Source organism: Lactobacillus sp. IBH004 (assembly GCF_026185255.2).
Taxonomy (GTDB): Bacteria; Bacillota; Bacilli; order Lactobacillales; family Lactobacillaceae; genus Lactobacillus; species Lactobacillus melliventris.
In genome coordinates this window covers 1,468,778-1,481,958 of the sequence record NZ_CP110217.2, presented here as the reverse complement: position 1 = coordinate 1,481,958, position 13,181 = coordinate 1,468,778, and the positions used below count along the sequence as shown (strand labels likewise).

General features: G+C 35.1%; 13 protein-coding genes. 11 read left to right on the top strand and 2 right to left on the bottom strand.

Annotation, left to right across the window (positions count from 1 at the left end):
• Window positions 1–54: 54 nt before the first annotated feature.
• From araA to LDX54_RS07485, 6 genes are all read left to right on the top strand, one after another.
• Complete coding sequence (gene araA, locus LDX54_RS07510; RefSeq protein WP_265667568.1) at window positions 55–1,479, top strand: L-arabinose isomerase; 1,425 nt, start codon at window positions 55–57, stop codon at window positions 1,477–1,479.
• A gap of 127 nt (window positions 1,480–1,606) precedes the next feature.
• Window positions 1,607–2,644, top strand: coding sequence for an aldose epimerase family protein (locus LDX54_RS07505; protein ID WP_187156691.1), 1,038 nt, complete (start codon window positions 1,607–1,609; stop codon window positions 2,642–2,644).
• Window positions 2,645–2,811: 167 nt separating this feature from the next.
• Entirely contained in the window at window positions 2,812–3,666 is an 855-nt protein-coding gene (locus LDX54_RS07500) for an ABC transporter ATP-binding protein (protein WP_265667569.1), read from the top strand.
• Window positions 3,667–4,512 (top strand): ABC transporter permease, encoded by an 846-nt coding sequence (locus LDX54_RS07495; protein ID WP_265667570.1) that lies wholly within the window; start codon window positions 3,667–3,669, stop codon window positions 4,510–4,512.
• A gap of 1 nt (window position 4,513) precedes the next feature.
• Window positions 4,514–4,963: a LytTR family DNA-binding domain-containing protein gene (locus tag LDX54_RS07490; RefSeq protein ID WP_265667571.1), complete on the top strand. Its 450-nt coding sequence runs from the start codon at window positions 4,514–4,516 to the stop codon at window positions 4,961–4,963.
• A gap of 2 nt (window positions 4,964–4,965) precedes the next feature.
• Window positions 4,966–5,355: a DUF3021 family protein gene (locus LDX54_RS07485; protein WP_265667572.1), complete on the top strand. Its 390-nt coding sequence runs from the start codon at window positions 4,966–4,968 to the stop codon at window positions 5,353–5,355.
• A 168-nt stretch (window positions 5,356–5,523) separates the two neighbouring features.
• Here LDX54_RS07485 and LDX54_RS07480 read toward each other — a convergent pair whose 3' ends face one another.
• Window positions 5,524–7,068 carry a caspase family protein gene (locus LDX54_RS07480; RefSeq protein WP_265667574.1) on the bottom strand — a complete coding sequence of 515 codons (1,545 nt, stop codon included), beginning with the start codon at window positions 7,066–7,068 and terminating at the stop codon, window positions 5,524–5,526.
• Window positions 7,069–7,268: 200 nt separating this feature from the next.
• Window positions 7,269–8,576 carry an amino acid permease gene (locus LDX54_RS07475; RefSeq protein WP_265667575.1) on the bottom strand — a complete coding sequence of 436 codons (1,308 nt, stop codon included), beginning with the start codon at window positions 8,574–8,576 and terminating at the stop codon, window positions 7,269–7,271.
• A 200-nt stretch (window positions 8,577–8,776) separates the two neighbouring features.
• On the opposite strand from LDX54_RS07475, the gene rbsK reads away from it, so the two are divergent.
• The 5 genes from rbsK (at window position 8,777) to LDX54_RS07450 (ending at window position 13,171) form a co-directional block, all read left to right on the top strand.
• Window positions 8,777–9,682 carry a ribokinase gene (gene rbsK / locus LDX54_RS07470; protein WP_265667576.1) on the top strand — a complete coding sequence of 302 codons (906 nt, stop codon included), beginning with the start codon at window positions 8,777–8,779 and terminating at the stop codon, window positions 9,680–9,682.
• 147 nt (window positions 9,683–9,829) lie between these two features.
• Window positions 9,830–10,738: an L-lactate dehydrogenase gene (locus LDX54_RS07465; RefSeq protein ID WP_265667577.1), complete on the top strand. Its 909-nt coding sequence runs from the start codon at window positions 9,830–9,832 to the stop codon at window positions 10,736–10,738.
• A 369-nt stretch (window positions 10,739–11,107) separates the two neighbouring features.
• Window positions 11,108–11,767, top strand: coding sequence for an amino acid ABC transporter permease (locus tag LDX54_RS07460; RefSeq protein ID WP_046325389.1), 660 nt, complete (start codon window positions 11,108–11,110; stop codon window positions 11,765–11,767).
• Window positions 11,748–12,425 (top strand): amino acid ABC transporter permease, encoded by a 678-nt coding sequence (locus LDX54_RS07455; RefSeq protein ID WP_265667578.1) that lies wholly within the window; start codon window positions 11,748–11,750, stop codon window positions 12,423–12,425. The genes LDX54_RS07460 and LDX54_RS07455 overlap by 20 nt, the downstream gene beginning before the upstream one ends.
• 5 nt (window positions 12,426–12,430) lie before the next feature.
• Window positions 12,431–13,171 (top strand): amino acid ABC transporter ATP-binding protein, encoded by a 741-nt coding sequence (locus LDX54_RS07450; RefSeq protein WP_265667579.1) that lies wholly within the window; start codon window positions 12,431–12,433, stop codon window positions 13,169–13,171.
• Window positions 13,172–13,181: the final 10 nt, after the last annotated feature.

Here is a 13,181-nt window from a genome sequence, read left to right as displayed (position 1 = left end):
ATTATTGTTAAAGCTTAGTTTAGACATTTTTTAAAGATAAAAGGAGGACAAATAATGTTAAATGTACCAAAATATGAATTTTGGTTTGCAGTTGGTAGTCAACATCTTTATGGTGAAGAAACCTTGCGCAGTGTAGCTGATGATGCGCAAAAAATTGCTGACGGTTTAAATGAAAAAGGCAATTTGCCTTACAAGGTTGTGTTTAAAAAGGTTTTAACTACAGCTGATGAAATTACCTATTTTATGAGAGAAGTCAATTACAGGGATGAAGTTGCCGGTGTAATCACATGGATGCATACATTTTCACCCGCTAAAAACTGGATTCGCGGTACAAAACTATTACAAAAACCGTTGTTACACTTTGCAACCCAATTTTTAAATTATATTCCTTATGACACAATTGACTTTGACTATATGAACTTGAATCAAAGTGCTCATGGTGATCGTGAATATGGCTATATTAATGCTCGCCTGCAAAAGCATAATAAGATTATCTATGGCTATTGGCAGGATCCAAAGATCATGAAGCAAATTGCTGATTGGGAAAACGTTGCAGTTGCTTATGATGAATCGTTCAACTTAAAAGTTTGCCGCTTTGGTGACACGATGCGGAATGTGGCCGTTACTGAAGGTGATAAGGTTCAAGCTCAAATTCAATTAGGCTGGACCGTTGACTATTACGGTGTTGGCGACTTAGTTGCTGAAATGGCAAAAGTCAAAGAATCTGAAATCGATGACGAATTTGCTGATTTGAAAGCAAAATATATTTTAGTCCAAGGCGCTATGGATCCAGATGCTTATAATAAAACGGTGCGCTACCAGTTAAAACAGTATATTGCAATGAAACATTTCTTGGAGCGCGGTGGCTATACCGCTGTTACCAGCAACTTCGAAGATTTACATGGACTAGAGCAATTACAAGGTTTATCAGCTCAACTGTTAATGCGTGACGGCTATGGCTTTGCAGGTGAAGGTGATTGGAAGACTGCAGCCTTACTGAGAACTTTCAAGATCATGACTCATAATCAAAAGACTGCCTTCATGGAAGATTACACTCTTGATTTGCGTCCGGGTCATGAAGCAATTTTAGGCTCCCACATGCTTGAAGTTGATCCATCAATTGCTTCAGAAAAACCACGTGTTGAAGTTCATCCATTGGATATTGGCGGTAAAGCTGATCCGGCCAGATTAGTCTTTTCAGGTTCTGAAGGAGACGCTATTGATGTTACCTTAGCCGACTTTAGAAATAACTTTAAGCTTGTTACTTATGCAGTTGATGCTCATAAGGCTGAAAAAGAAACACCACACTTGCCTGTAGCTAAACAATTATGGACCCCAAAAGTTGGTTTAGAAAAAGGCGCTACAGAGTGGATCAAAGCTGGTGGAGGTCACCATACTGTCTTCTCATTTGCAGCAACAGAAGATCAAGTTACTGACCTTGCAACAATGTACGGCATTGATCTGTGCAGTATCAAATAAAATCAAATCGCTAACTAATAAATCCCAAACACATACGCTTAAGATTTCTTAGAAAAAATACACTATTTCAATAGTATAATTGAAGTAGTGTATTTTACTAATGCGATTAAGTTAACTGGAGAAAAAGATGGAAGACATTGAGGAAACATTTGAAAATTATCAAGGTAACGAAATCAAAAAGGTTACGTTAAAAAATGATCATGGCATAACAATTTCATGTTTATCGCTGGGAGCTGTCTGGTACGAATTTTTGGTACCAGATAAAAATAAACAACAAAAGAATTTGTTGATGAACTTTGATCATTGTGCAGATTATTATTCTAACGGTTTATGTTGCTGCCAATCAATTGGACGTGTAGCTGGCAGAATTAAAAACGGCCAGTTCACTTTAGATGGCGCTAATGTGCAAGTTCCCACCAACGAAAATGGCAACACATTGCATGGTGGTAATAACGGCTTTCGCTTTTTAAACTGGCAAACACAAACTGCTAAAACTGCTAACAGTGCAAGTGCAATATTTACACACCAGATTAAAGAAGATCATGATGGATTTCCTGGCAATATGCTGGTTACCATTACCTATACTCTAGATAATGAAGATAAAGTAACAATCTCTTATAAAGCTGAAAATGGCGCGCAAACTACACTGTTTAACCCCACTTGTCATGCTTACTTTAATTTAAGTGACCAGCCTAATTTAAGTACGCACGAAATTAAGATAAATAGTGAGAAACATTTACAACTTGACTCTGAGTTAATTCCGACTGGAAAAATGCTGGCAAATGCCAATACTCCGTATGATTTTCATGATTTTAACAATTTGGCTGCTGCATTAGAAGCCAATAAAGGTTTCGATGACGCATTCGTTATTAATGGTAAAGAAAATCAAATGAAGCCTGTCGCTACTTTGAGAGAAAAAGAAAGTGGCCGTCAAATTACTATTTCAAGTGAAAGCAATTGTTTAGTGATGTATACCATGACGCAGGAGCAACCCGGGGTAAAATTTAAGCGGGACAACGGTTCAATTGCGCAGCCAAGTGAAGCTGTCGCTTTAGAAGCACAAGTATTGCCAGACGCAATCAATCACCAAGATTTTGGCGATATTGTTTTACCTGCTAATACTACCAAGGAACATCAAATCGTTTTTGCTTTTAAGCAGAATTAAGTTTTTATCAAATCATATGTGGAAGGCTACTAAATGTAGCCTTTTTTATTTTTCATGATTTAATTTTGTCCTTTTGTGTTAAATATTTGGTTGCTTATCTATAAGTTTGCTACAAATTTTTATTTTATTAGTATGATGGCTCTAATTAGAAAAAGGAGATGCCAATTATGCTGATTGAAACAAAAGAACTGACGAAAAAATTTGGTAATAAGGTTGCTGTCAGCAAAGCTAATATTCAAATTAAAGAGGGACAGCTAGTTGCTTATTTAGGAACAAATGGTGCGGGTAAATCTACCACGATTAATATGCTAACCGGATTATTAAAGCCGACTTCAGGTGTTATTTCATATGCGGCAGATTTGAAAATAGGCTTAGTTTTTCAAAATAGCATTTTAGATAACGAGTTAACAGTTAAAGACAATCTTTATTTAAGAGCAAGGATGTACCGCAACTTTTCTCAGGAGTGGCTTGAACAATTAATTGACTTAATTGGCATCAAAAACTTTTTAAAGCAAAAATTTGGCACTTTATCAGGCGGCCAAAAGAGGAGGGTAGATATAGCCAGAGCTCTTATTTGCAAACCAAATTTACTGTTTCTGGATGAGCCAACTACAGGTCTTGATATTCAAACGAGAAATGCTATTTGGGAATTATTGACCAAACTGCAAGAGCAACAAGATCTAACTATTTTTTTAACAACACATTATTTAGAAGAAGCTGAAAATGCTGATCAAATGTATATTCTGGAAAATGGTCAAATACTAGCTAGTGGTTCTGCTGCAGAAATTAAGAGCCAATATGCTCCTAATAAATTAATACTCACCGTTGGCGATATTCAGTCTTTGAACACTAATCAAAAAGTTATTCGGCTTAATCGTGAGCAAGTTGAAATTGATTCCTTATCAGCGCAAGAAACCATTGAATTATTAAAAAACAATCAGGAAAATATCGCTGACTTTACTTATTCTAAAGGAACTATCAATGATGCGTTTTTGCAGATAACTGGGAAGGAGATACAATAAATGGTTGCTTTATTTCGCAGAAATTTAAAAATCTATTTTTCTAACATTACTGGTGTAATTATGTCATGCCTCGGTGCATTGATATCTTTCTTTATTTATATTGGCTTTTTGCAAAACAATCTAGAAAAAAATTGGCAAAATTTACCACACGTTACTAAAATATTAGATTTGTGGATGATAGCTGGTATAGTTGCAGTTTCTGGTATTACTACGGCTTTTCAAGCTCTCGGCCAGCAAGTTACTGATCAAGAAACTCATGCTGTTGCCGATTTTCAACTGACGGGTTTATCACAATTCAAACAGAATCTTGCATATGTTTTGAGCGGGGTAGTAGTTAGCTTTCTTATGCAAATAATTACATTTATTGTGATGGCTGCGTATTTTGCACTGGTAGATAAAGTAAGAATTCCGCAAGAAGCATACCTACCTGGGCTTTTATTTATTTTCGTGGGTGCAATTGCAGCAACTTTACTTGATGAGATAATTGTGCTGTTCATGCATTCAAGCACTACTTTTAGCCGATTTTCCGCTGTATTAGGTGCTGCTGCCGGTTTCGCGGTTGCGACTTATTTACCATATGGTATATTGGTTTCTGGAGCACAAAATTTGGTAAAATTAGTACCAAGTAGTTATGAGGCAGCTGCTCTAAGAGGCTTTTTACTTAAACCGACATTAGCTACTCTCCCCACTAATGTAAAACGGCATTTAATTAATTATTTAGGGATACAGTTCAAAATTAATAGTAACAGGCTAAATAATATGCTTGTTTTGCTATTAATGATTGCAATACTAATTTTAGTGATTATTATGCTTTCGCTTATCACTGATAGAAGGCGCAATAGATAAAGTGAAAATTAAATTTAAGTCGGATCCTACTCTAAACGAAGAAATTGAAGTTGAAATTAAAGCAGCACCAAAAAACGAAACGGTAAACGATCTGATTGATTATTTACACAAATTTGGTGAGAAGAAATATCATCTTTTACCAATTAAGGTAGAAGACCGCATAGTCACAATTAAACCTACTGAGATTATTAAAGTAGAAATCCAAACAACAGATATCACATTTTATACTACTAAAGACATAATAAAAACCACTGGTCGCTTATATCAGGTACTTGAAAAATTGGGTGATGGGTTTATTCAGGTTTCTAAACATGGCATTATCAATATTAATTTTCTGGAATCGATAGAAGTAGGCTTTGCAGGAAATATGATCGCACTTTTAAAAAATAATTTAAAAGCTGACGTTTCCAGATTATATTTGCCGGCATTAAAAAAAGAATTGGGGCTATAAAAATGAGGAAATTAAGTAATTTCATTAACTATTTCTTTACCGGTGTGGGCTTTGGTGCAACTACCTATTTGATCATTATCACTTTTGCTTCTCCTAGTGTTCCTACCCGTTTAGGTGTTATTTCTGTTTTTATTATTTCAGGGTTAATAGGCATTTTATCAATGATTTTTGCAATGGATGTACCACCTGCTGTTGCCTTCAGTGTTCATATCATAGGCACATTTTTGCTGGTGTTATTAATGTCTTGGATAAATAAGTGGCCGATTAATTTTTGGTTGGTTGGTGTCTTTGCCTTAGTTTATATTGTTATTTGGATAATTGTTATTTTGTCGCAAGTGCGGATTGTGAAGGAAATTAATTCGAGTATTAAAAAAAGAAATGCGAAAAAATAAATAATTTTGAAATATATAAAAGCCAGAATTTTTAACTAATAAAATTTGTCTTTTCAATTATTTAAATATAGTTCTATTTTCTAAATTGATTTCACCAATCAGCATGCAGAATAACCAGTTTAAAATTAACACAATACATTGATTGTCAAGTAGACATTAGCACTTTTTCTACTTCAAAATCTTATTTTCTTCCTTTTTTAATTCTTCGAGTTCTTGGTAATATCTGTCTATAACATCATTCATTTTAATTTCCAAGTCGTTAAGTGGAGATTTTTCAAAATCGTAACTATTAAAAATTAAAGTGAAGTCATCAATTGTTGCTGCTAAACACTTACATGCAATATACCAATTATTTAGTTTTTTAGGTGGTAATGGCAGGTCCCCATCTTTAAAATATAGTTCTTTAATTTTTAGACCGATCAGATTTATATGTTTGCTTAAATCTTGTTTGGTGATGTTTTTATTTAAAAATTCGTTATAGGTTGAAATAAAATTTTGCGCTTGATCAATTAATTTATATGTTATTGTCCTTTGTTTTTTTAATAGTAAATATTCTTTTTCAGTATTTTTATTTTGAAAATCCTTCAAAATAAGGTAATTATCATTAAAAGCAAAACCAATATTATTAATTTCTTTTTCAATACCAAAGTTTATTTTTTGCAGTTCTTTGTTCTCAGCCTTATCTGTCCAAACTGTGCGGCAAAAGAAATTTGGAAACATCATGTCTTGTTCATCTCTGCCAAAAAAGCAGAAGACTACATTTGCCTTTTTGTTTTTCCACCTAACTTCAGAACTACTACTATTAAATATATCTAGGTATTTAACTTTGTCGACGATTTGATTAGTTAGATTTGCAATTTGTTTAAAGGAGGGAAAATTTTTAACTATTATTTGAACTTTAAGTCTTTTTAAAGAACCTGTACTATTAGGCTTAACAGAATAAATAATGTAGTCTTTTGTTTCTTCGCTATATTTTTTTGAATGGTAAGGAATGTAATTACTTACAGGAAATGTGATAGTACCTTTAATATTTGAATGGAATGAAGGGTTTTGGATTTTGGCTCTTTTGACCTGTTTATTCCACCAACTAAAATAAAAACGTACTAAATTCGTTATATCATTTAAAGATTTTCCCCCTTTTTTAATTATTGCTTTATCTTCTATTGCTTCGCAAAAGAACTTTGTAAATGCACTGATATTAGAATCATCATAGGCGTATGAACTTTGAGATGAACTTGAAGAAGAAATAATTGCATAACCTCTGTCTAGAAAGTCATTTATAGTTTCACTAATTTTAAGAGGTGCTACTTCTTTAACTTTTACATTACCAGAGTAGCAGGTATCAAGAATTATTAACTTGTTTTTAGAAGGAATAAAATCTAAATCGTTAAGGACCTCTTCAGTTTTTATTTCTTTATCAGTTAATAAAAGATAGTGATTTTTTCCGTCAATATTTCCTCCATGACCGGAAAAATAAAGAATAAAAGTGTCATTAGAATTAACGCAATTAGCAGTTTTAAAAAGTTTACCAATAAAAGATGATTTTGTAACAATCCCATCGTTTCCTAATATAGATATATTTTCTTTGTTTACAGCAAGTCCCTTCATTAATGATTCAGAGATAGCCTTAATGTCATTTTTACAAAATGGAAGATTTGAATTATCGTTGTAATAATATTCACTGACACCAACTATTAGTGCTTTTATGCTCATAAAATTTATACCGTATAATCTTTAATTTTTATCTTTAACTAGACTTATTTTAAATCAATATTCAGCAATGTTACAATCAATTTTATTGGTAATATAACTTATATTGATTTAGCACTAAAAAGCCTTGGAATAGAAAAAAACTCCAAGGCTATATTTTTTAATCTCTATAAAAGTCTTTAATACAGTTTTTAATACTTGAATTAAGTATGATTTTTCTTTTGCACATAAACATAAACCGGCCAGCCAGTGAGGGTCAGTAAAATGCCAATAATTGCTAAAAGCGGTTGAGTTAAGGTCGTAGTGATAACAACGAATAAAGCACCACAGATTGCTAGAATTGGCGGAATGGGATACCAGGGGGTTTTGTATGGTCGTAAAAGATCTGGTTGTTTTTTGCGTAAGATGAGAACGCCAAAAAATAATAAAATTGAAAAAATCCAGGAAACATAGACTAACATGTTTGTTAATGAGTCAAATGTACCGGAAAAAATCATAATGGTGGCAATTATGCATTCAAAAATCATACTGTTTGTAGGTACGATAGTTTTAGAATTCAGTTTGCTGAAGAAGCTTGCGGCTGGCAGCTTCTTTTCTCTACCCAAAACATAAGGCATTCTTGACCCTAGAAGAAGGTGTCCATTAATAGCGCCGAATACAGATACTAATATCCCTGTAGCGACTAAAGTGCCACCTACACTGCCAAATAATTTTTTAGCAGTAAGCAGAGCTGTTGTTTGGTTACCTACGACCTTAGGCCAGGGAATAACTCTGACATAGCTCCAATTAAGAAGAGTGTAAAAGATTGTTACTCCGAAAAGTCCCCAGATGATCGCTTTGGCCAACGTTTTTGCCGGGTTTTTAATTTCACTGGCTAAATTACCGATACTTAGCCAGCCGTCATAGGCAAAAAGTACGGCCAAAAGAGCTTGCCCAAAAGCCATTGCACCTGAAGCAGAAGAAATGTGTGGTGCTGGAGCACCAGCTAATTGGTTAGGCCCTCTGTAAAACAAAGCAAAAATGATAATTGCCGCAATTGGGAGTAGTTTAATAACTAAGGTTATTTTTTGCACTTGACCGCTCAATTTAGAACCGATCCAATTTATCAATAGGATTGTCAACATGACAATTAGGGCAATTACCGTAGTAGACAAGCCTTTAAAATGTGGTATTTCTTTTAACTGAGTGGCAAACACGATTGAAAGTGCTGCAATATTTGCTGGATAATAGACGATTATCAAAGACCAGCCAAAAAGAAAGGCTATCTTAGGTCCGTAAATTTCTTCCAAATATCTGACAGGTCCACCATCTTTAGGATAAATTGACGCTAATTCAGCTATGCTTAGTCCTGCCATTAGTGTGATAAAACCGGCAAAAGGCCAAACGATGATACTAAGCCATGCATTATGAGTCAATGCGGAGACATTTGCAATTTTAAAAAAAGCACCGCCACCAATCATGGTGCCCATGACAGTTGCTAATGCGGCGAAAAAGTTAAGTTCTCTTTTCATATTTTTACCTTACTTATTTTAAGTTAAACTGTATTATATTCTTTCTCTAAGAAAATAAAAAGAACTGTTAACGCCACTTAAGCAAAAATAAATAAAAATTAAATGAAAAAATTACAAAATTCAGGTTTTGTTGCAAGCAGATTTTGATATGATATGATTTGAGTTGAATCAGGCAAAAATTTTATTTTTGAGGAGCAGAAATGAATAAAGTTACAGTTATTGGCAGTATTAATTTGGATACCAACTTACGTGTCAAGCAAATGCCCAGACCCGGTGAAACAATTCATGCTACAGATCACTATTCAGCTGCGGGAGGTAAAGGTGCTAATCAAGCAGTAGCTGCAGCTAGAGCAGGATCTGAGGTAAGTTTTATTGGCGGAGTTGGCGCTGACGCACCAGGAAAAGAAATGCTGAACTTGCTTAAAAGCGAAAATATTGATACTAGTGGCATAATTACAGCCACTAAAGAATCTACTGGTCAAGCATTTATCACGGTTGATGACAATGGTCAAAATTCGATTACTATTTATGCTGGAGCTAATTACGCTTTTGGAGCAAATGAGGTTTTACAAAACCAAAGTTTAATTAAAAATGCAGATTTTGTTATTGCACAGTTTGAAACACCGCTTGCAGCTACAATTAAGGGCTTTGAAATTGCTCATGAGGCAGGCGTCAGAACAATTTTAAATCCAGCTCCTGGAATGGCTCAAATTCCAACAGAATTATTGAAACTGACTGACATCATTACGCCAAATGAAACAGAGGCTGAAACTATTACAGGCGTTAAAGTAACTGATGAAAAAGCCGCACAAAAGGCTGCTGCTAAATTGCACGAGCAAGGCGTGGAAACAGTTATCATTACTATTGGCGACAAGGGTGCATTTTATTCTTATCAAGGTAAAAATGAACTTATTTCTGCTTTTAAAGTTAAAGCTGTTGATACTACAGCAGCTGGCGACACATTTATTGGGGCAATGGCTAGTGTATTGCACCCAGATCTGTCCAACTTGAAAGAGGCCATTATTTTTGCCAATAAAGCCTCGTCACTTACTGTTCAAAAGTATGGTGCCCAACCTTCAATCCCTTATAGAAAAGATATTAAATAAATTCCAAAAGTATTTGTCTTTTAAAGATTAAGATTCAAAAATTTTTTCTTTAAATTGTAACCTTGAAAGCCCTATCTTTGTATAATAGAAGAGTAATTTAGTTTGGCTGACAATGTGTCAGATGTTTTAAGGGAGAGGTACTTAATTATGACAACAAAAATAGGTATTATTGGTGACGGTCACGTTGGTTGCACTGTTGCTCACGAGTTAATAATTTCAGGATTAGTTGATGACTTGGTAATGATCGACGTTAATGAAGGCAAAGTCAAAGCCGACGCAATTGATTTTGAGGATGCTATGGCTAATTTGCCAAATCATGCCAACATTATTGTTAATGACTATGACGCATTGAAAGATGCCGACATTGTCATTAGCACTTTAGGTAAAATATCTTTAGAAACACAAGGCGATCGTTTTCAAGAATTGGAATATAATAAAAAACAGCTGAGTCCGATTACAGAGTCTATTAAAAATAGCGGCTTCAACGGAATTTTGCTTGTTATTTCCAATCCGGTAGATGCAATTACCAGTCTTTATCAGCAATTAACAGGCTTACCAAAAGAGCATGTAATAGGAACTGGAACTTTGCTTGATACAGCGAGAATGAAGAAAGTGGTCGCTAAAAAGTTTAACGTTGACCCTCGTTCTGTAAGCGGCTTTGCACTAGGTGAACATGGTAATTCGCAATTTACTGCTTGGTCGACTGTAAAGGTATTTGAAAAACCAATAACTGAACTGGCTAAGAATGAGTCATGGCAACCAAGTGACCTTGAGGATGAAATTAGATTCGGTGGCCAAACTGTTTTTATGGGTAAGCATTACACTAACTATGGAGTTTCCGCTGCTGGCGTTAGAATTGTTCGTGCTGTTTTGACAGATTCTCGGACTGAATTGCCTGTTTCGAGTTATCAAGAAAAATACGGTACATATATGTCTTATCCAGCAATTGTGGGTCGTGAAGGAATTGTCCGCAAGATTGATTTGCAATTAACTGCTGAAGAAGAAGAATTATTGCAAAAGTCTGCTGCAGCAATTAAGGAAAAATCACAGGCTTAAAAAGGTACATTATAATTAAAACGCGCTTGACTTAGCGCGTTTTTTGTTAACAAAAATTGGAAAAATGAAAGTAATATTAAGCAAAGTAATTGACAAAAAGTAAGTAAACGCATAGCATTAGAGACACTTATAGTTGCTAACAAAAAGGAAGTGAAAACAAGAAGTAGGCAAGTCTGACTACAAAAGGGAAAATAACAGTGATTCCTGATAAAAGTAGTTGGAACTTAGTTTTTCACTTGTTGCAATGGTGTTAGCAATTATGACATTTAAATCTGCGAATAAATCTGATTCGTAGATTTTTTGTTTTTCTGACTGCTTGATTCTCTAACTCTTAGATCAGGTCGTCTACTTAAAAGTGGGAGGTAAAAAATGAGTTGGCAGATAATTACACAGAGTTTGCCTATTTTTTTGAAAGCCTTTGAGTTGACCCTTTGGCTATCGTGTGTGGGAATTGTGTGCTCAATCCTCGTGGGTATTTTTTGCAGTTTAGTGCAGTATTTTAAAGTGCCCGTTTTGCATCAAATAGTCACAGCCTATGTGGAATTGGCACGAAATACACCTTTATTGATCCAATTATTTTTTCTATATTATGCTTTTCCAGTCATTGGCTTAAAAATGTCGGCTCAAACTTGCGGGATTATCGGTCTGGTATTCTTGGGTGGAGCATACATGGCTGAAGGCTTTACAGGCGGTTTTGCTGGGGTCAGTCCAAGTCAAATTGATGATGGCAAAGCCCTAGGGATGAATAACTTGCAATTAGCACGCTATGTGGTCTTTCCACAGGGTTTTGCTTTGAGTATGCCAGCCTTAACGGCTAACGTGATCTTCTTAATCAAAGAGACATCAATCTTTTCGGTCATTGCAATTCCCGAGCTGACTAACACTGCTTTGGACTTGATCGGGCTGTATTACCGTTCCAATGAATATCTACTGGTGTTGGTCATAGCCTATACCATTATTCTAATTCCGGTTATTTTGCTTTTAAACTATTTAGAAAGGAAGGTTCGCTATGGCACATTCGGCGATTAATGTTTTGTTTACCGGTAATAACTTCAGTAGAATTTTGCAAGGCCTGTGGACCTCCGTTTGGATAGCTGGAGTTAGCTTAATAATTGGCTTAATTTTGGGCACGCTTTTAGGAATGTTGCGGACTTTACCTAATAAAATAATGCGCTTCATTTTACGACTGTATCTGGAATTTTTTAGAATAGTTCCCACAATCGTATTACTCTTCTTGTTTTATTATATTTTGCCACGTACCTTCCATATTAACTGGCCAGCTAGTTGGATGGCGGTTTTGGCATTTTCTTTATGGGTTGCAGCTGAATTTAGCGATATTGTTCGTGGCGCACTTGAATCAGTTCCACTTGTGCAAAAAGAATCGGGCTTGGCCCTGGGCTTAAGCAGAGTACAACTTTTGCGCTATGTCTTATTACCTCAAGCTGTGCAATTGGAACTACCGGCAACTATTAATCTGGCAACAAGAGTAATCAAAACGACTTCTTTATTAATGATGATCAGCATCATGGACGTGATTGCTATTGGTCAACAGATTATTGAAGCTAATAATCAAAAATATCCAACAGCCGTTTTTTGGATTTATGGTCTGATTTTCTTCCTGTATTTCATAATAGATTATCCGTTATCAAAATGGTCTAAACGGTTAGCGGCAAAGCAGAATAGGTGAGGCAAATGACAAAAGAAGTTTTACGAGTTGAACATTTAAATAAGTTTTATGGCGATTGGCAGGCTTTGCATGATATTAGTTTCACCCTTCATCAAGGCGAAGTTTTGACATTATTAGGACCTTCCGGCTCTGGTAAAAGTACGCTAATCAGATGCTTAAATGGTTTAGAAGATTTCAAGAGTGGTGCAATTTATTTTAAGGGTGAGAAAATTGCAGCTACTGCCAAAAACTGGCAAGAGTTACGCCAAAAAATTGGCATGGTTTTTCAAAGTTATGATTTATTTCCCAATTTTACGGTTCTTGAAAATATTTTGTTAGCGCCAGTAAAGGTGCAAAAAAGAGCTGAAGATGAAGTTAAAAAAGAAGCTTTAAAGCTGCTAAAACGAGTTGGACTAGAAAAGTACGTTAATTCTTATCCCCGTGAACTGTCTGGTGGACAAAAGCAAAGAATTGCTATTGTTAGAGCGTTAGCCATGCATCCCGAAATAATGCTGTTTGATGAGGTGACTGCTTCTCTTGATCCCGAAATGGTTCGAGGAGTTTTACAAATTATGACTGACTTATCCCGAGTTGATCATATGACAATGATTATTGTGACCCACGAAATGAATTTTGCGCGTCAAATAGCAGATCAGGTTTTATTTCTTGAAAATGGCAAAATTTTAGAAAACACGCCGAGAAAAGAATTTTTTAAGCATCCCCAAACAGATAGGGCACGTGATTTCTTAACAAGTATGGATTTCTAAGGAGAAAATA